This is a genomic window from Nonomuraea sp. GTA35 (assembly GCF_041950525.1).
Taxonomy (GTDB): domain Bacteria; phylum Actinomycetota; class Actinomycetes; order Streptosporangiales; family Streptosporangiaceae; genus Nonomuraea.
In genome coordinates, this window is the sequence record NZ_JBGNUV010000011.1 from 120329 (window position 1) to 138575 (window position 18247).

The following is an 18247-nucleotide window of genomic DNA, read 5'->3' on the forward strand; positions in this document are numbered from 1 at the left end:
GTGAACGGCAGGACAGCTCTGGTGACCGGAGCGTCGCGCGGCATCGGGCAGGCGATCGCGATCCGGCTCGCGGCCGGGGGAGCGATGGTCATCGTGCATTTCGGGACGGACAAGGACGGCGCGCGTGCGACGGTCGAGGAGATCGAGCGCGGCGGCGGGCAGGCGGTCGCCGTCGGCGCGGAGCTGGGCGTGGACGGCGACGTCGAGACGCTCTTCACGGGGGTCGAGGCGGCCCTGGCGGGCAGGCCGCTCGACATCCTGGTCAACAACGCGGCGGCCCCGCCCGCGGGGCCGATGGGAGCCACGACGCGGGCCGAGTTCGACCAGCTCTACCGCGTGAACGTGCGCGCGCCCTACTTCATCGTCCAGCGGGCGCTGCCGCTGCTCCGCGACAGTGGCCGGATCATCACGATCTCGTCCGTGGCGACCCGGATGGCCAACCCCGCCCAGACGTCGTTCGCCATGACCAAGGGCGCGGTCGAGACGATGAGCATGACCCTGGCCAACGAGCTCGGAGCCCGCGGCATCACGGTGAACGCGGTCGCTCCCGGCGCCACCCGCACGGCCGCCAACGGGCCGGTCTTCGAGGCGCCCGGCGTGGCGGACCTCATCGCCGGGTCGACGGCGCTCGATCGCCTGGGGGAGGCCGGTGACGTGGCCGACGTCGTCGCGTTCCTCGCCTCCGACGCCGCGCGCTGGATCACCGGCCAGGTCATCGACGCCAGCGGCGGCCTGTTCCTGGGGCCGCGCCTCAGCACAGCCGGAGTCTGAGCAGCCCGGTCCGGCGCTCGGGGAAAATGCCGGCGGGTGTCCCCTGCGCGGCGGCCGGTTCGTCGTACAGGAGAGAGCCCGTGTTGTCCCCATGGAGGTCGCCTTGCAGTACGCCCTGATCATCTACGACGAGCCCGGTCACCTCGACGCCCTGCCGGAGGCGGACCGCGAGGCGGCGTACGCCGAGTACCACGCGCTGGCCGAGGACCCGCGCTACGCCGGCGGCGCGCAGTTGCAGCCGGTCGAGACGGCGACCAGCGTGCGCGTGGCCGGCGGCCGGACGTTGGTGACCGACGGGCCGTTCGCCGACACCAAGGAGGTGCTCGGCGGGTTCTGCCTGATCGAGGCGGCCGATCTGGACGAGGCGATCGAGCTGGCGGCGCGCGTCCCCGCCGTCAGGCTGGGCGGCGTGGTGGAGATCAGGCCGGTGGTGCGGCTCTGAGCGCGCTGGAGGAGGTCTTCCGGGACGAGTGGGGCCGGGTGCTGGCCTCGCTGGTCGGGTTCCTCGGTGACTTCGACCGGGCCGAGGAGGCCGTGCAGGAGGCGTTCGCGATCGCGGCGGAGCGCTGGCCCGCCACCGGCATGCCGGACAAGCCGGGCGCGTGGCTGGTGACGACGGCCCGGAACCGGGCGATCGACCGGGTGCGCCGGGAACGCGCCCTGGCCGGGAAGGTCCACCTGCTGCACGCACCCGAGGCCGTCATGGAGGAGTTCGACGACACAGTGATCAAGGACGAGCGGCTCGAGCTGATCTTCGCCTGTTGTCACCCGGCGCTGCCGCTGGACGGGCAGGTGGCGCTCACGCTGCGGGCGCTCGGCGGCCTGGACACCGCCGAGATCGCCCGGGCCTTCCTGGTCTCGGAGGAGACCATGAAGCGGCGGCTGTCCCGCGCCAAGGCCAAGATCAGGGCGACCGGGATCCCGTTCGCCGTTCCCGCCGCGCACCGGCTGCCCGACCGGCTCGACGCGGTGCTCGCCGTCGTCTACCTGATCTACAACGAGGGGTACCGCGGCCGGATCGACCTCGGCGCGGAAGCCCTGCGCCTGGGCCGGCTGCTGGCCGCGCTGCTGCCGGACCAGCCGGAGGCGCACGGCCTGCTGGCGCTGATGACGATCCACCACGCCCGGCGGCGGGCCCGCTTCCGCGATGAGGACCTCGTGCTGCTCGACGATCAGGACCGGTCGCTGTGGGACCAGCGCCAGATCGCCGAGGGCCGCGCGGTGCTCGACCGTGCCATCGCGCTCGGCGGGCGGGGCGCCTACGTCGTCCAGGCCGCGATCGCGTCGCTGCAGGCACGCGAGCGGATCGACTGGCCGCAGGTCGCCGCGCTGTACCGGCGGCTGGCCGGCCTCACCGGCTCCGCGGTGGTCGAGCTCAACCGCGCGGTGGCGCTCGCCCAGGCCGGCGACCCCGCCGCCGCGCTGGGGGTCGTCGACCGGCTCGACCTCGACGGCTACCTGTACTTCCACTCGACCCGCGGCGAGCTGCTGCGGCGGCTCGGCCGGGCCGCCGAGGCCAGGGCCGCCTACGGCAGGGCGCTGGAGCTGGCCACCTCGGCCCCCGAGCGGCGCTTCCTGGCCCGCCGGCTCGAACAGCTCTGAGAGCGTGGAAAGCTCGCCCCCGCGGCCGCCGGGCTCTGCGCCGCCGCCGCGCTGCTCGCCGTCCCGTCCACCGCGTCCGCGCAGTCGTCCGGCGTCACGGGGGCCCAGGCGCTGAGCGTGCACCGGAAGTCCGCCTCGTGCGCCTCGCCCCGCGGACAGAAGATCAACGTCTCGTGGGGCGACGGCAACGTCTCCACCACCGTGTACTTCAACAACCACTGCAACCAGAAGCGGTGGACCAGCTGAAGTCCGTCAAGCAGAACCACGACTACTTCTGGAAGTGCTTCCCGGTCAACCCGCGCACCAGCGGCAAGAAGAAGATCGGCAATTCCAACCTGGACCAGGTCGTCATCACCAGGAAGCGGACGAACTGCTAGCTGGCCGCCGCAACCGGAAGGGCCCCGCCGCCGGCGGGGCCCTTCCGGTTGACAGGCCTTCACGCCTCCCTAATACTCGGATCCGAGCAATAGGAGGCAATCGATTGGAAACGAGTAATCGACGTCCGGTGTCGAACGCGCTGGGCCTGGCCGTGCTCGGGCTGCTCATCGAGTCCCCGCTGCACCCGCACGCCATGGCGGCCACCTTGCGGGAACGCGGCCAGGACCGGGTGTTCAAGGTGACCACGGGCTCGCTGTACGACGTCGTCCGCGCGCTGGAGCGGGCCGGGTGGATCGAGGCCCGGGAGACCGTCAAGGTCGGCGCCCGGCCCGAGCGCACCGTCTACCAGCACACGGCGCTCGGGCGGGCCGAGTTCGCCCGCTGGGTGGAGGAGCTGATCCGCGTCCCGTCCGCCGAGTACCCGAAGTTCCTGTCCGCGGTCGGCTACCTGGGCGCGCTGGGCCCCGGCGGCGCCGTGGACGCGCTGCGGGACCGCGCCGCGCGGGTGCGCGCGACGCTGGAGGAGCACCGGCGCGAGCACGGCGAGCTGCTGGCCGGCGGCACGGTGCCGCGCCTGTTCGTGGTCGAGGTGGAGTACGCGATCCGCATGCAGGAGGCCGAGGTCGGCTGGATCGAGGAGATCGTGGCCGACATCGAGACGGGCCGGCTGGCCTGGCCGGACGCGTCCGGCTGGGTGCGCGCCGGGGAGGAGGATCGATGAGCGGCGACGGCACGATCATGGTGGCGGGCGCGGGGCCGGCCGGGCTGATGCTGGCGGCCGAGCTGACGCTCGCCGGGGCCGAGGTGACGGTGCTCGACGGGCTGCCGGAGCGCTCGCCGTACTGCAGGGGGTTCAACCTCAACGCCCGCAGCCTGGAGCTGCTCGACCGGCGCGGCATCGCCGGGCGGTTCCTGGCCGAGGGGCCGACCGTCCCGGCCGGCATGTTCGCCGACCCCGCCCGGCCGCTGGACCTGACGGTGATGGACACCGACCATCCGTACGTGCTGGGCATCGCGCAGACCCGCGTCGAGGAGCTGCTCGAGCAGTGGCTGGCCGAGCTGGGCGTGCCGGTGCGCTGGGGGCACGCGGTCGTCGATCTGGAGCAGGACGCCGACGGCGTCGAGGTGACCGTCGAGTCAGGCGGCCGGCGGCGGCGCACGCGGGTCGCCTACCTCGCCGGCTGCGACGGCAGCCGCAGCCTGGTGCGCAAGCGCGCCGGGATCGGCTTCCCCGGCACGCCCGCCACCGGTTACGGCGTGCTCGCGGACGTCGAGCTCGCCGACCCCGCCGCCCTGCCGTTCGGCATGACCAAGGGCGAGCGCGGCACGGTGTTCGTGATCCCGCGTCCCGGCTACGTCCGGATCGTGCTCGACGACCCCGAGCCGCCCGCCGACCGCGACGAACCCGTGACGCTGACCTACTTCCAGCGGCTGCTGGACGACCAGCTCGGCCGCCGGGTGGAGCTGCGCGAGCCGCGCTGGCTCACCCGCTTCGGCGACGCGGCCCGGCTGGCGGACCGCTACGTCGCCGGACGGGTGGTGCTGGCGGGCGACGCCGCGCACATCCACCCGCCGACCGGCGCCATCGGGGTGAACGTGGCGCTGGCCGACGCGGTCAACCTCGGCTGGAAGCTCGCCGCCACCGCGCTCGGGCACGCGCCCGACGGGCTGCTGCACAGCTACCACGACGAACGGCACGAGGCGGGCGAGCGCCTGCTGCGCACCATCCGCGCCCAGGCGGCCCTCGCCGGCCACGACCCCGCCCTCGCCCCGGTGCGCGACCTGTTCGGCGAGCTCGTCGACCGGGTGCCCGGCGCCGGCAAGTACCTCGCCGAGCTGGCGACCGGCGTGAGCACCCGCTACGACCCGAAGATCCCCGGCGACCACCCGTGGCTCGGCCGCCTGGCCCCCAACCTGGAGCTGACCCTCGACGGCCGCCGCACCAACGTCGCCGAGCTGCTGCACCCGGCCCGCCCGCTCCTGCTCCGCCTCGGCGACCGGCCCCTGCCGGCGGCCGGCGGCCGGGTGGACACCCACGACGCCCGCTGCCCCGGGCAGCCCGGGCTCGAAGGGCTGCTGATCCGCCCCGACGGGCACACCGCCTGGGTCTCCACCACCGCCGACCCCCAGCCCGACGCCACCCTCGCCACGGCCCTGTCCACCTGGTTCGGGGCCGCTTCCCGGGTGGGCTGAACAGGAGACAGCCCAGGGCCGCGGCCACCCGCTCACCCCTTGATCGCCCCCGCCAGCCCGTTGACGAAGTAGCGCTGCAGGAGCAGGAAGAGGGCGATCACCGGGAGCACGATGATCAGCGACGCCGCCGTCACCTCGTTGTAGCGCGGCACCTCGCTGGAGACGAGCGACTCCAGCGAACCCCCGCGTGGTGCCCTTGGCGAACAGCGCGTGGAACCGTTCCTTGCCGAGCAGGGCGAAGGCGAGCGGCTGGTAGATCCAGTTGAAGCCGGTCTGGGAGACCTTGAGCCCCGGCGACAGCCGCCCTGCCCCCTGGCGCTCGTGGTCTCCAGCGCCTTGACGAACTCCTCCCACGATCTCGGCGGCGTGGCGGGGTCGAGCCCGGCGGCGCGGAGCTTGTCCTTGTTGGCGTAGACGATGCCGAAGGCGCCCGCGGTGAACGGCACGCTGAAGCGCTGCCCGGCCTTGCCGTTCTTGATCGGCGAGTCGGCGGCCACCGAGTCGATCTTCTGCTGGGTGAGCACGCCGCTCTCCCTCGTGGTGGGCAGCAGGCGCTGCTCCCAGGCGTCGTGACGTCCGCCGAGAGATCCTGCAGCAGGCCGGACGCGCCCATCTCGTAGTCCTCGCCCGACGCGTGCACCTCGAGCACGTCCGGCAGGCCGCCGGTCTGCGCGGCGCTCTGCACCTTGCTGACGAACACGTCGCCGGGGTGACCGCCTCGACCGTGACGCGGATGCCGGTCTGCGCGGTGAACCGCGCCGCCGCCTTGTTCAGGGCGTCGGCGTGCGACTTCTTGAACGTCCACATCCGCAACGACTGCCCGCCCTGCTCCCCGCCCTGCTGCTGCCCGCCGGCTCCGCCCGAGCAGGCGGCCAGCCCCGGCACGACCGCCACGGCCAGGACGAGCGCGCACCCTGGTCACCGGCTCTGCCTCTCGAACGTCTCCACCCAGTGCCGCGTGCGGTCCAGGTAGGCCGTCTCCGCGGCCCTGCCCTGCTTGCCGTAGGCGCCGTGGAAGGTCTGGTAGCCGTGGCCGGCGGGCGGGGCGGCGTCGGCCGGCTCCAGCACCGAGCCCTCGTGCCACTCGTTGAAGGAGGTGACGGACACCCAGGCCGGCGAGCCGCCGATGGCCGGGTCGAGGGCGTTGGACCACTGCCGGTCGTAGGCGGCGCCGTCGTCGCGGGCGATCGTCGGCGTGGTGTTGCCGGGCACGGCGCGGTCGTCGACGTAGCCAGGGGCGACCGAGGGCGCCCAGATCAGCCCGTGGGCCCTGGCGTAGTCGCCGGCCTGCTTCCAGCCGGGCGCGGTGGCGCCGGCGATGCCGTCGTAGGTGTACATCCCGTTGAAGTGGGCGATCTTCGTGGTGTCGGTGGTCTGGGCCAGGATGACGTTGTCGTCGTTGACCGCGTCGAGCGCGGACCAGTCGGCGATCTGCAGGCTCCAGAAGACGTAGAAGACGTTGAGGAAGGCCGGGTGCGCGCCGTAGGTCCGGTTGAGGTAGCGGATGTCCTCCACGGTGGAGGCCGCCGTGCGGCCCTCGTACGGCTCCAGGTGCCAGGCGACCTTGATGCCCCTCTTCGCCGCGGCGTCCATGACCTTCGCCGCCAGGCCCTCCTCGTAGCTGCCCCGGCCCCACCAGCTGTGCACGATGACGCCCGCGCCGGTCCTGGCGATCCACTTCATGTGCTGGGCCAGGACGCGGGGGTCACCAGAGTCGTAGGGACCGAGGGCGGGGTAGAGGTCGGCGCCGACGTCGTCGGGCGGGGTGTGGCCGCCCTGCTGCCAGTGGCGCCAGCCGCCGCTGGCCTCGGGGGTGCCGTACCAGGGGTAGTAGAACAGGTGCACGTTGCTCGACAGCCTGGCGGCGGCCGATGGCGCCTGGGGGAGCCAGGCCAGGGCTGCCAGGAGGAGGACGAGGGCGAGGCTCCGACGTTTTGCGGTCATGGCGTCCCTTCGGGGAGAAGGATGGTCCACGGGCGGCCCTCGCCTCGTGGAGGCCGGACCTAGCGGCGCAAATCGTTAAGATGACTCCGAAATCTACACGCGACGCATGCGGTGTCAAGAGTCCGCCCCGGCCGGATCGGCGAGCTGTGAGGTTGCGGACACTCAGGCGGCTGGCGTGGCCGGTCCGGCGGTGAGGGCTCAAGCGGAGCGGCGGCGGACCAGGCGGGCGGGGACGACGAGCTCGGTGGACGGCACGTCGATGGCGCCGCGCAGCCGTTCGAGCAGCCGCGTGGCCGTGGCCCGGCCGATCTCACGGGCCGGGTTGGCCATGGTGGTCAGGCCGGGGGAGACCATGCCGGCGGCGTCGATGTCGTCGAAGCCCATCACGGCCAGGTCGTCCGGGACGCGCAGGCCGCGCCGCGCCGCCACGTCGAGGGCGCCGATCGCCATGACGTCGTTCGCGCACAGGACGGCGTCGGGCGGCTCGGGCAGCTCCAGCAGCCGCGCCACGCCCTCCGCGCCGCCCGCGCGGCTGAACTCGGTGTGCGCCACGAGCGCCTGGCCGGCCGGCACGCCGGCCTCGGCGAGGGCCGCGCGGTAGCCGGCGACGCGCTCGGCCGCCGGGCCCTCGGCCGCCGGGCCGCACACGAACGCGATCCTGCGATACCCCCGGTCGAGCAGGTGGCGCGTGGCCTCGGCGGCGCCGCCCTCGTCGTCGCTGTGGACCACGTCCACGCCCCGCTGGGCCAGCCGGCCGCCGAGCCGCACCACCGGGATGCCGGCCTCGATGACCGGCAGGAGGTCCTCGGCGTGGGTGTGGAAGACCGCGAAGGCCAGCCCGTCGACCTGGCGGGCGATCATCTGCTCGATCGCGGCCCGCTCCGCCCGCCGCACGCCGTCGGTGTTGCTGATGATCTGGTCGTAGCCGGCAGGGCCGAGTACGTCCTGCAGGCCGCGCGCCAGCGCCGGGTAGAAGGGGTTGGTGATGTCGGGGATGATCAGGCCGACGGTCTGGCTGCGGCTGGTGCGCAGGCCCCGGGCCAGGACGTTGGGCCGGTAGCCGAGCTCCTCGATGGCCCGCAGCACGCGCCGCCGCGTCTCCTCGGCCACCGGGCGGCGGCCGTTGAGCGTGTGCGACACGGTCGTCGCGCTCACCCCGGCCAGGTCGGCCACCCGCCTGATGCTCGGCCGCTCGCCCCTGACCGCACGCGGCTGCCCGCCGGGGCCTCGGAGGAGCCCTGCTGCGCCGGGGCCTTCGGCCACCTCGCGTCCCTCGGGGAGGCCCGCGGTCGCGCCGCCGTGCCGGGGGAGACCCGCGGGCGCTCCGCGTCCCTGGAGGAAGCCCTCGAAGGCGCCGCCCAGCACGGCGTAGGCCTCCTCGAGCGTGCGCACGCCCCGCGCGACGGCCTCGGCGGGCGGCACCCGGCCGGCTGCCTCCAGCAGGATCGACTCCCACACCTGTCGCAACGGCCCCAGCGCCGCCGCCGCCAGGATCCGCGCCCTGAGCCCGCTCGCCCCCTCGGCCACCGACCCGATCAGCGGCCCGGTCGCCGGCCCGGTCGCCGGCCCGGTCACCGGCCCAGTCACCGGCCCCGCCACTCGCGCTGCCACCGGCCCCGCCACTCGCGCTGCCACCGGCCCCGCCACTCGCGCTGCCACCGGCCCCGCCTCTGGCCCAGGCACCGGCTCGGCCAGTGGCCCTGTGGCCGGCTCGGTCAGCGGCTCGGTCAGGGACTTGGCCAGGAAATCGGCCAGTGCGTGCTCGCGGCCCGCGAACAGCTCGCGGCCGTACGCGCGCAAGGTGTCGCTGTCGCGGTACACCCGTCCGAAGAGCGCCAGGTCGCCGACGGGCTCGGCGCGCAGCAGCCCGCTGAGCGCGACCGCCGTCCGCCCGCCCCGCCGGTGCCGCACCACCTCGGCGGGGTCGCCCGCCAGCAGCGGCTCGTGCTCGTAGAAGAGCTGCTCCTTGACGGGGAAGTAGTTGAAGACGGTCTTGGCCGACACGTCCGCCGCCTCGGCGACCTCGTTGACCGTCACCGCGTCGAACCCCCGCAGCGCGAACAGGCGGAGCGCGGCGTCGGCGATGGCGCGCCGCATCTCGGCCTTCTTCCGCTCACGCCGGGCCGGGGGCTGCTGGGTGGGCATGCCGAGATCTTACATCGACACGATCCTTTCAGTCGCTAGAACTTTTTGGGTGCCTCCAGCCCTCCGTCCGGCGTGCGCACCCTGGCCACCTGCAGCGGGATCTCCTCGTCCACGGGCACGTACGCCGGGTGCAAACACCCTTCCCGCCCAGGCGTGCCCGAGTGCCGACAGGCTGCTGGCCAGGGCGGCGCGCCGCACTCCCGCCCGAGCGGCCTCCTCCAGCACCACGAACGTGGCCCGGGTGTTGTGGCCCGGCCGACGTTCCCGGCCGCACCCGTGACCAATACCCGACGCGGAGAGTCGGTCATGTGCTCCCCAGGGCACAAATCGATTTGTGAGCGCAGCATGCCGAGTCGGAGGGCGGATGTCAAGGTGCGTACAGCGACTGTAAGTTTCGCGCGGCAGCACAGATGCGCCCGCCCGGCACGGAGGACGGCACCCACATGCGGTGGCCCCCATGGTCGGCGGCAGGGGGCCGCCGCAACCATCCGTCGATGCCAGGCGGGCGTGCGTCTGGATTAAAGGCTCTCCGGCCCCGCCCGTGCAAGAGGGTGGAGCGCTCCAGCCGTCAATTTGCGCTAAATGATCGACATTTTGCATATCTCCGTCGCCTGTCACCGTTCAGTCGCTGAACGGTCAAGCTCTTGACAGCCATATTTCGTCGCGGTAAGCAACTCGTTAGATCCCGAATCGCCCGACAAATCGTCAAGCGCAACCCCACAGCAAAGCGCGGTCGGCGCGCGCCTTGCCTGACGTCCCCCCGGTCAGGAAAGGAAGCCCATGTCTGCGTGGCCGAGGCTGCTCGTCGCGGCGTCACTGGTGTTCACCGGTGCCGCGGCGATCGACATCCCACCCGGCGACTACCAGCACGTCCAGCTCGCCCTCGGACCGTCCGAACTGGGCGAGCCCATGTCGCTCACCGTCCTGCCCGACAGGTCCGTGCTGCACACCGCCCGCGACGGCACGGTCCGCCACACCGACGCCTCCGGCGCCACGAAGGTGGCGGGCAAGCTCGACGTCTACACCCACGACGAGGAGGGGCTGCAGGGCATCGCCGCCGACCCCGGCTTCGCCGCCAACCGCTTCGTCTACCTCTACTACTCGCCCAGGCTGAACACCCCGCCCGGCGACGCCCCCGTGACCGGCACCGAGGCCGACTTCGCGCCGTGGAAGGGGCACCTGAACCTGTCGCGCTTCACGCTCAAGGCCGACAACACCCTCGACCTGGCCAGCGAGCAGGTCGTGCTGGAAGTGCCCAACGACCGCGGCCAGTGCTGCCACGTGGGCGGGGATATCGACTTCGACGCCGCCGGCAACTTGTACCTGACCACCGGCGACGACACCAACCCCTTCGAGTCCGGCGGCTACTCCCCGCTCGACGAGCGCACCGGACGCAACCCGCAGTTCGACGCGCAGCGCTCCTCCGGCAACACCAACGACCTGCGCGGCAAGCTGCTGCGCATCAAGCCGCAGCCCGGCGGCGGCTACACCGTCCCGGCGGGCAACCTCTTCCCGCCCGGCACGGCGGGTACCCGGCCCGAGATCTACGCCATGGGCTTCCGCAACCCGTTCCGGATGTCGGTCGACAAGCAGACCGGCACGGTCTACCTGGGTGACTACGGCCCCGACGCGGGTGGCGCCGACCCCGGCCGCGGGCCCGGCGGCCAGGTGGAGTTCGACCGCATCACGGCGCCCGGCAACCACGGCTGGCCGTACTGCACCGGCACCAACACCGCCGCCGAGACCTACAACGAGTACACCTTCCCCAGCGGCCCCTCCGGCGCCAAGTACGACTGCGCGGGCGGCCCGGTCAACAACTCCTTCCGCAACACCGGCCTGGCCCGGCTGCCCGCCGCCCAGCCGAGCTGGATCAAGTACGGCGACGCCGGCTCGCCCCCGGAGTTCGGCGGCGGCTCGGAGTCGCCCATGGGCGGTGAGGTCTACCGCTACGACGCCGGCTCCTCCTCGACGGTCAAGTTCCCGCAGTCGCTGGACGGCCGCTACTTCGCCATGGAGTTCGGCCGCCAGTGGATCAAGGCGATCGAGGTGGACGGAGACGGCACGCCCGGCCTGATCGAGGACTTCCCGTGGGACGGCACGCAGATCATCGACTCGCAGTTCGGCCCCGACGGCGCCCTGTACGTGCTGGACTACGGCACCGGCGGCGGCAACCAGGCGCTGTACCGGATCGAGTACCTCGGCGGCGCGAACCGCAACCCCGTCGCCAGGGCCGGCGCCGACAGGACCTCCGGCAAGGCGCCGCTGACCGTGGCCTTCTCCTCCGCGGGCAGCTCCGACCCCGAGGGCGGCGCCCTCACCCACACGTGGGACCTCGGCGACGGCACCTCCTCCACGCAGGCGAACCCGACCCACACCTACACGGCCAACGGCACGTTCCGGCCGACCCTGACCGTACGCGACCCGCAGGGCCTGACCGGCACCGCCAGCCTGGTGATCACCGTCGGCAACACCGCGCCCACCGTGACGCTCACCACCCCGGCCGACGGGCAGCTCTTCTCCTACGGGCAGGCCGTGCCCTTCCGGGTCACCGTCACCGACCCCGAGGACGGCGCCGTGAACTGCGCCGCCGTCAAGGTGACGTACCTGGTGGGCCATGACAGCCACACCCACTCCATCACCTCGAAGAGCGGCTGCGAGGGGTCGATCACCATCCCGCCCGACGGCGAGCACGACGCGGCGGCCAACCTCTACGGGGTCTTCGACGCCGAGTACACCGACCAGGGCGGGCTGACCGGCCACAGCGTCCGCACCCTGCAGCCGGCGCACCGCCAGGCCGAGCACTTCAGCGCCCAGCAGGGCGTCCAGATCGCCAACCACGGCGGGGCCGAGGGCGGCGCGACCGTCGGCTTCACCGACGACGGCGACTGGATCTCCTTCGAGCCGTACCTGCTGGCGGGAGCCACCCGCGTGACCGCCCGGGTCTCCTCCGGCGGCCCCGGCGGGACGATCGAGGTGCGTGCCGGCTCCGCGACCGGGACCCTGCTGGGCACGCTCACCGTGGCCAACACGGGCGGCTGGGACACCTTCACCGACGTCTCGGCCGGCCTGAACGGCGCCGCCCCCACCGGCCCGACCAAGCTGTTCCTCGTCTTCAAGGGCGTGACGGGCCAGGGCAACCTGCTGGACGTGGACGCCTTCACCTTCTCCTCGGCGGCCACGACCGTCGAGGGCGAGGCGTACACCTCCAGCGCGGGCGTGCAGGTCGCCGACCACGCGCCGGCCAGCGGCGGCAAGACGCTCGGCTACGTGGACAACGGCGACTGGGCCGGCTACGCGAACGTCACGACCGCCGAAGCCACCCGCTTCTCCGCCCGCGTCTCGTCCGGCGGGGTGGGCGGCACGATCCAGGTCCGCTCGGGCTCGGCCACCGGCACCCTGCTCGGCTCGGTCACCGTGCCCGTCACCGGCGGCTGGGAGAATTTCCAGAACGTCTCCACCACGCTGACCGGCTCCGCCACCGGGCCGCTCTTCCTGGTCTTCACCGGCGGCAGCGGCAACCTCTTCGACATCGACACCATCACCCTGGACGGCGGCGGCACGGCGCCGCCGCCGTCGGACAAGGTGCACGTCTTCTACTACCCCTGGTACGGCTCCCCGCAGGTCAGCGGCGGCTGGCGGCACTGGCAGCAGGGCGGGCGCACCCCGCCCGACGACATCGGCGCCGACTTCTACCCCGCCCTGGGCGCGTACGACTCCGGGGACTTCGCCGGCGCGGTGGCCCAGCACATGAAGTGGATCAGGCAGTCGGCCGCCGGGGTGCTGGTGCTGAGCTGGTGGGGCCGAGGCAGCTACGAGGACGGCCTGGCCCGCGGCGTCCTGGACGCGGCGGCCAAGGAGGGGCTCAAGGTGGCCTGGCACCTGGAGCCCTACTCCGGCCGCACCGCCGCCTCCACCGTGGAGGACATCCGCTACATCAACCAGGCCTACGGCGCGCACCCGGCCTTCAGCGACGCCTTCTACGTCTTCGAGAGCCTGCGCATCACCGACTGGTCCGCGCTCGACGCGGTCAACGACGACAACGTCATCCTGGCCCAGACCACCGACACCACGAAGATCGCCCACTTCAACGGGATGTACACCTACGACGCGATCGCCGGCGCCACCGCGCCCGGCTGGCAGCAGGCCGCCGACCACGCGCGGCAGCACGGGCTCGTGTGGGCCCCGTCCGTGGGGCCCGGCTACCTCGACGACCGCGCGGTGCCCGGCAACACCACGCCCACCCTCGCCAGGGACAACGGCGCCACCTACGACAAGGAGTGGTCCAACGCCCTGGCGACGGGGCCCACGTGGGTGTCGATCACGTCGTTCAACGAGTGGCACGAGGGCAGCGTGATCGAGCCCGCGGTCGCGCGGGCCGGCTACCAGAGTTACGAGGGCGCCTACGGGCGTACGGGCGCCGCGGCGCAGACCGCGTACCTGGACCGGACGGCTTACTGGGTGGGCCGGTTCGCGGCGGCCGGCGCGCGCGCACCCCGCGGGAAGGGCTGACGGCCTGCACGAATCGTGAGCGGCCGGGCACGCGTCGGCAGGACGCCGGGCCCGGCCGCCGCGAGACTGGCGGTATGACACCACCTCCCGCATCGCGGATCCGGACGCCGGCGATCACCACTCCGGACACCCAGCAGACCGTGTCGTTCCTCGGCGAGCTCTACCGCCTGCGCGTCACCGGCCACGACACCGGCGGCGCGTTCGCGGTCGTGGAGACCACGGGCCGCCGCGGGCACGGCAGCCCGATGCACGTGCACCGGGCCGCCAGCGAGACGTTCGTCGTGCTCGAAGGCGAGCTGCGGGTGATCGTGGACGGCCGCGAGCACCCGGCCGGCGCCGGCTGCGCCGCCGTGCTGCCCGCCGGACGGCCCCACGGGTTCGTGGTGACCAGCGACTCCGCCCGGTACCTGACGCTGCACCACGGCCCGGCCTTCGCCGACTTCCTGGTCGAGGCCGGCGCGGACCCGGACCAGGCCGCGCTGGGAGAGATCGCGGCGCGGCACGGGATCGACATCGTCGGACCACCCCCTCTGCCGTGAACACGACTACTTGACGGACGATAGCAAGTACTTGCTATCGTCCGTCAAGTGACGACGACCGACGAACACGTCGAGCTGGTGGCCGCGCTGGTCCGGCTGCTGGAGACCCGGGTGCTCGACCCCCTGGAGATTCTGCTGGCCTCCGGCGAGCTGCTGGACCCGATCAAGGACCGCCTGCGCATCGAGGCCGAGGTCTGGGCGGCACAGCTGCTCGGCCGCGACCGCCGGCAGGCCACGCTGACCGCCGCGAGGCTGATCGCGGTGCTGTCCCCCGGCGACGAGCCCTTCGACCCGCCCGAGCAGTGGTGGCGAACCCCGCTGGGCCGCGCCGTGGCCCGGGGTGCCGGACACCCCTCCGCGGCGGCCGTCTCCTACTCCACGGCGGGCGCCATGCTCGGCATCACCCGCCAGGGCGTCCACGACCTCGTCAAACGCGGCAAGCTCGACAAACACCCCGAGGGCGGCGTCACGACCTCCTCCATCCACGCCCGGCTCAACCGCCCGAAGGAGAATGCCCAGTGACCCCCTCCGACCTCGTCCTCGGCGACCGCCCGGTCCGTCTGGCCGTCCGCGACCACGGCGGCGACGGCGCCCCCGTCCTGCTGCTCCACGGCCTCGGCGGCACCCTGCTGCACTGGGACGAGGTCGCGTCCCTGCTGACAGGCTCCCACCGCGTCGTCGCGATGGACCTGCGCGGCCACGGCCTGTCGGGCGATGGCCCGTGGGAATGGGAGGCCGTCCTGGACGACGTCCGCGCCGTCGTCGACCACCTCGGCCTCGATGAGCCCCTCGTGGTCGGCCACTCCCTCGGCGGCATGGTCGCCGTGCGGTGGGCGCTGCGCCACCCGGACGGGCCCGGCATCGTCAACCTCGACGGCCTGCGCTCGGCCGAGACCGAGCCGCGGCACTACGCCGGCCTCGGCCACGAGGACCTCCAGGCGCTGCTCGCCGAGCTGAAGGCCGTCTTCGACGCGCAGGCGGCGGCGATGGCGCAGCCGCTGCCGGAGGCGCACGCCGCCATGTACCCGCAGCGGGCGCTGCTCACCACGGACGAAGGTGTCTTCGTACGGCCGGGCGCCGCGCTGGCCGGGCAGGTCAGGCACGACCCGTACTTCCTGGACAGCGTCCCGCCCATCGCGCGGATCCGCTGCCCCGCCCTGTTCGTCCTGGCCACGCGGAACCTGCCCGGCCTGCCCGGCCGCGTCGGCGAGCTCATGCCCGCGCTGCGCGCGGGCATCCGCCGCGACCTGCTGCCCCTCCTCGCCGACCGGCCGCACCTGCGCGTGCTGGAGCTGGACGCCAGCCACAACATGCTGGCCGAGCAGCCGGGCGAGATCGCGCGGGCGGTGCTGGGGTTCCGCGCCGAGACCACCGGCCGTCCCTAGCCGGCACCGGCCCTTCCTGGCGGCATCGGCCCTTGCTGTCCGGCCGCCTCTCCCGCCAAGCAGGCCTGCGGAGTCGGCAAGGATCCCGGCTGGGCCTGAGGCACCCGGGCGTGTCGCGAACCTGGCGGGGTAGGCCACCGCCCGGACGCGAAGCACGCGAAAGGGAGCCTCATGGCCACGCGCAACGCCATCGCGCTGCCCGGGACGATACTCGGAGTCGGTCTCGGCGGCTTCGTCGACGGCATCCTGCTGCACCAGCTCCTGCAGTGGCACCACATGCTGAGCAGCACCGACACCGACAACCTCGGCATCAGGTACTACCCGGTGGACACCGTGCCAGGGCTGCGGATGAACACGCTCTGGGACGGCCTGTTCCACACCTTCACCTGGCTGGCGGTGCTGATCGGGCTCGGCCTGCTCTACTCCCGCGTCACCGCCTCCAGGGGCCGGATCTGGCGGTCGCGGAACCTCTGGGGCTGGATCCTGGCCGGCTGGGGCCTGTTCAACCTCGTCGAAGGCGTGATCGACCACCACCTGCTGGGCATCCACCACGTCCGCACCGGCCCCGGCCAGCTCTGGTGGGACCTGGGCTTCCTGCTCCTCGGCGCGCTGCTGGTGCTCGGCGGCTGGGCGCTGCAGCGCGGCGGCGGGGAGCTCGACCTGTGCCGGCGGGACGAGCGGACGTGACGGCGCACCACGCTCACGCCGGCGCGGTGACGCCTGCCCTGCTGCTCCTGGCCCTGGTGGCCTACCTGATACCGGCGGCCCGCGCCGCCTCCTGGAAGGGGTGGCGCTCGGCGATGTTCGCCGCCGGGCTCGCGCTGGTGGCGGCGGCCGTGACGGGGCCGATCGCCGCCTGGGCCGCGACCGACTTCCGCGGCCACATGGTGCAGCACCTGCTCATCGGCATGCTGGCGCCGCTCGGCCTGGTGCTCGGCGCGCCGATGACCCTGCTGCTGCGCTCCCTGCCCGCCGCCCACGCCCGCCGCCTGGCCCGGCTGCTGCGCCACCGCGCCGCGCACGCCGTCGCCAACCCGGTCACCGCGCTGGTGCTGAGCGCGGGCGGCATGATCGTCCTGTACTGCACGCCGCTCTACCGGCACGTCATGACGAACGGCCGGCTGCACGCGGCCGTGCACGTGCACTTCCTGCTGTCGGGCTGCCTGTTCGCCTGGGTGATCGCCGGGCCCGACCCGGCCCCGCGCCGCCCGTCCGTGGTGGCCCGGCTGGTGGTGCTGGGGGTGGCGATCGCGGCGCACAGCGGGCTGTCCCAGCTCATGTACGCCGGGATCGCCGTGGACCTGCCCGTGCCCGAGGAGCAGCGGCGCGGCGCCGCCGAGATCATGTACTACGGCGGCGACCTCGCCGAGCTACTCCTGGCCCTCGCCCTGGTGGCCGGGTGGCGCCCCCACCCCGCGGCACGACGGCGGGTGGCCGGCACCGGCAGGCCCGGCCAGGACAGCCCGTTCTTCCGCGACGCGGACACGGTCGCCGCCGCCCTGCTCGCCGCCCCTGACCAGGCGAAGCAGCCGCGGTGGCCGTCGTTCGCGCAGAGGAGGCGAGGCGGCCGCGGTGCCGGCGTCCGGCCCTGAGAGCACCACGCTGAGGCGGTGGCCGTCGCCCTGCCCTGAGAGCACGGTGGGGAGGCGGCGGGCGCCACCTCGTCCGGCCGGGCCTCCCCGACCGGCCGTCTTCGACCGGCCCTGCAAGGTGGGCCGTTTGAGCGGGCAGGAAGGTGGGCCGTTTGAGCGGGCAGGGGCAGGGCAGATGACCGCGACCAGCAGGTGAGCTGCCGGCGCTGGACGCACATGCCCGTTGCGGCACAGCCGGGACCCGAGCGGAGGAGGTTCGTGATGCGTCTGCCCGTCGCCCGCGGCCCGATCACGGCCGAGCTCTTCGCCCGCCTCGGCGGCCCGCCGGGAGAGCTGGACCCGCCGCTGGTCACCCCGCCACCGGCCGCGGCACTCGACGACGGCGACCTCCAGCTCGCCCTGTTCGCCTGCTACGAGCTGCACTCGCGCGGCTTCGACGACGTGGACGACCTCTGGGAGTGGCAGCCGTCGCTGCTGGCCACCCGCCGCGAGCTGGAGCGCTCCCTGGAATCCGCGCTCGCGCTCGCCGTCGCGCGCCCGCCGGCCGTTCCGCCGCAGGACGTCCGCCACGCGCTGGCCGAGCTGGTGGCCAAGGACGAGGCGAGCGCCCCCTCGCCGGCGGCCCAGCTCCAGCGCGAGGCCGACCTGGGACGGTACCGCGAGCTCGTCGTACACCGCTCGATCCACCACCTGAAGGACCCGCACACGTGGGCGCTCCCGCGCCTGCCCGGTGACGCCGAGGCGGCCCTGCCCGTCGACCACGGCGGCGGGGCGCAACTGTTCAGAGCCACCATGAGAGGGCTCGGCCTGGACGACACCTACGGCGCCTACCTGCCCGACGTGCCCGGGATCACGCTGGCCGTCTCGAACGTCATGTCGTTGTTCGGGCTCCACCGGCGGCTGCGCGGCGCGCTGTCGGGACACCTCGCGGCGCTGGAGCTGACCTCCTCACCGCCCGGCCACCACACCGCCCTCGACCTCTGCGCCGGCCTGGCCGCCCAGGAGCCGTCGCTGGCCGGCGACATCCTGCACGGCGCCGCCTGCGCCCTGGCCCTCGAACGCCGCTGGGCGGAGCACGTCATGGATTGCTGGCGGCACGGCCTCAGCTCCCTGGAGATCCGGGAACCGGTGAGGCACGACGACCCCGAAGGGGAGACGGTGGCGGCGACGAGCTGAGGCCGGTTCCCCG

Annotated in this window: 17 protein-coding genes; 14 read left to right on the forward strand and 3 right to left on the reverse strand. The window is 73.5% G+C overall.

The window, feature by feature from the left end:
- The 7 genes from ACBJ32_RS39535 (at nucleotide 1) to ACBJ32_RS39565 (ending at nucleotide 4944) form a co-directional block, all read left to right on the forward strand.
- Nucleotides 1–771: an SDR family oxidoreductase gene (locus ACBJ32_RS39535; protein ID WP_375131115.1), complete on the forward strand. Its 771-nt coding sequence runs from the start codon at nucleotides 1–3 to the stop codon at nucleotides 769–771.
- A gap of 103 nt (nucleotides 772–874) precedes the next feature.
- Nucleotides 875–1213, forward strand: coding sequence for a YciI family protein (locus ACBJ32_RS39540; protein ID WP_375131116.1), 339 nt, complete (start codon nucleotides 875–877; stop codon nucleotides 1211–1213).
- 38 nt (nucleotides 1214–1251) lie between these two features.
- Entirely contained in the window at nucleotides 1252–2373 is a 1122-nt protein-coding gene (locus tag ACBJ32_RS39545; RefSeq protein WP_375131117.1) for an RNA polymerase sigma factor, read from the forward strand.
- 117 nt (nucleotides 2374–2490) lie between these two features.
- Nucleotides 2491–2619, forward strand: coding sequence for a hypothetical protein (locus ACBJ32_RS39550; RefSeq protein WP_375131118.1), 129 nt, complete (start codon nucleotides 2491–2493; stop codon nucleotides 2617–2619).
- Nucleotides 2607–2750 carry a hypothetical protein gene (locus ACBJ32_RS39555; protein ID WP_375131119.1) on the forward strand — a complete coding sequence of 48 codons (144 nt, stop codon included), beginning with the start codon at nucleotides 2607–2609 and terminating at the stop codon, nucleotides 2748–2750. The genes ACBJ32_RS39550 and ACBJ32_RS39555 overlap by 13 nt, the downstream gene beginning before the upstream one ends.
- A 128-nt stretch (nucleotides 2751–2878) precedes the next feature.
- Entirely contained in the window at nucleotides 2879–3472 is a 594-nt protein-coding gene (locus ACBJ32_RS39560; protein ID WP_375131120.1) for a PadR family transcriptional regulator, read from the forward strand.
- Nucleotides 3469–4944, forward strand: coding sequence for an FAD-dependent monooxygenase (locus ACBJ32_RS39565; RefSeq protein ID WP_375131121.1), 1476 nt, complete (start codon nucleotides 3469–3471; stop codon nucleotides 4942–4944). The genes ACBJ32_RS39560 and ACBJ32_RS39565 overlap by 4 nt, the downstream gene beginning before the upstream one ends.
- Nucleotides 4945–4976: 32 nt before the next feature.
- Here ACBJ32_RS39565 and ACBJ32_RS39570 read toward each other — a convergent pair whose 3' ends face one another.
- The 3 genes from ACBJ32_RS39570 to ACBJ32_RS39580 form a co-directional block, all read right to left on the reverse strand.
- Nucleotides 4977–5468, reverse strand: a complete 492-nt coding sequence (locus ACBJ32_RS39570) for an extracellular solute-binding protein (RefSeq protein WP_375131122.1) — start codon at nucleotides 5466–5468, stop codon at nucleotides 4977–4979.
- 394 nt (nucleotides 5469–5862) lie between these two features.
- The gene (locus ACBJ32_RS39575; RefSeq protein WP_375131123.1) at nucleotides 5863–6888 is read right to left on the reverse strand and encodes a glycoside hydrolase family 99 protein; all 1026 of its coding nucleotides are present in this window, start codon (nucleotides 6886–6888) and stop codon (nucleotides 5863–5865) included.
- A 198-nt stretch (nucleotides 6889–7086) separates the two neighbouring features.
- Nucleotides 7087–9033: a substrate-binding domain-containing protein gene (locus ACBJ32_RS39580; RefSeq protein WP_375131124.1), complete on the reverse strand. Its 1947-nt coding sequence runs from the start codon at nucleotides 9031–9033 to the stop codon at nucleotides 7087–7089.
- Between the two features lie 780 nt (nucleotides 9034–9813).
- On the opposite strand from ACBJ32_RS39580, the gene ACBJ32_RS39585 reads away from it, so the two are divergent.
- The 7 genes from ACBJ32_RS39585 (at nucleotide 9814) to ACBJ32_RS39615 (ending at nucleotide 18234) form a co-directional block, all read left to right on the forward strand.
- Complete coding sequence (locus ACBJ32_RS39585) at nucleotides 9814–13542, forward strand: carbohydrate-binding protein (protein WP_375131125.1); 3729 nt, start codon at nucleotides 9814–9816, stop codon at nucleotides 13540–13542.
- A gap of 74 nt (nucleotides 13543–13616) precedes the next feature.
- Nucleotides 13617–14081 carry a cupin domain-containing protein gene (locus ACBJ32_RS39590; RefSeq protein WP_375131126.1) on the forward strand — a complete coding sequence of 155 codons (465 nt, stop codon included), beginning with the start codon at nucleotides 13617–13619 and terminating at the stop codon, nucleotides 14079–14081.
- Nucleotides 14082–14129: 48 nt separating this feature from the next.
- Nucleotides 14130–14603, forward strand: a complete 474-nt coding sequence (locus ACBJ32_RS39595) for a hypothetical protein (RefSeq protein WP_375131127.1) — start codon at nucleotides 14130–14132, stop codon at nucleotides 14601–14603.
- On the forward strand, nucleotides 14600–15466 hold the full coding sequence (locus ACBJ32_RS39600) for an alpha/beta fold hydrolase (RefSeq protein WP_375131128.1): 867 nt from the start codon (nucleotides 14600–14602) through the stop codon (nucleotides 15464–15466). Before ACBJ32_RS39595 ends, ACBJ32_RS39600 begins: the two co-directional genes overlap by 4 nt.
- A gap of 171 nt (nucleotides 15467–15637) precedes the next feature.
- Nucleotides 15638–16153, forward strand: coding sequence for a DUF2243 domain-containing protein (locus ACBJ32_RS39605; RefSeq protein WP_357893363.1), 516 nt, complete (start codon nucleotides 15638–15640; stop codon nucleotides 16151–16153).
- Entirely contained in the window at nucleotides 16150–17058 is a 909-nt protein-coding gene (locus tag ACBJ32_RS39610) for a cytochrome c oxidase assembly protein (RefSeq protein WP_375131129.1), read from the forward strand. The genes ACBJ32_RS39605 and ACBJ32_RS39610 overlap by 4 nt, the downstream gene beginning before the upstream one ends.
- A gap of 261 nt (nucleotides 17059–17319) precedes the next feature.
- Nucleotides 17320–18234, forward strand: coding sequence for an iron-containing redox enzyme family protein (locus ACBJ32_RS39615; protein ID WP_375131130.1), 915 nt, complete (start codon nucleotides 17320–17322; stop codon nucleotides 18232–18234).
- The last annotated feature ends 13 nt before the right edge of the window (nucleotides 18235–18247 follow it).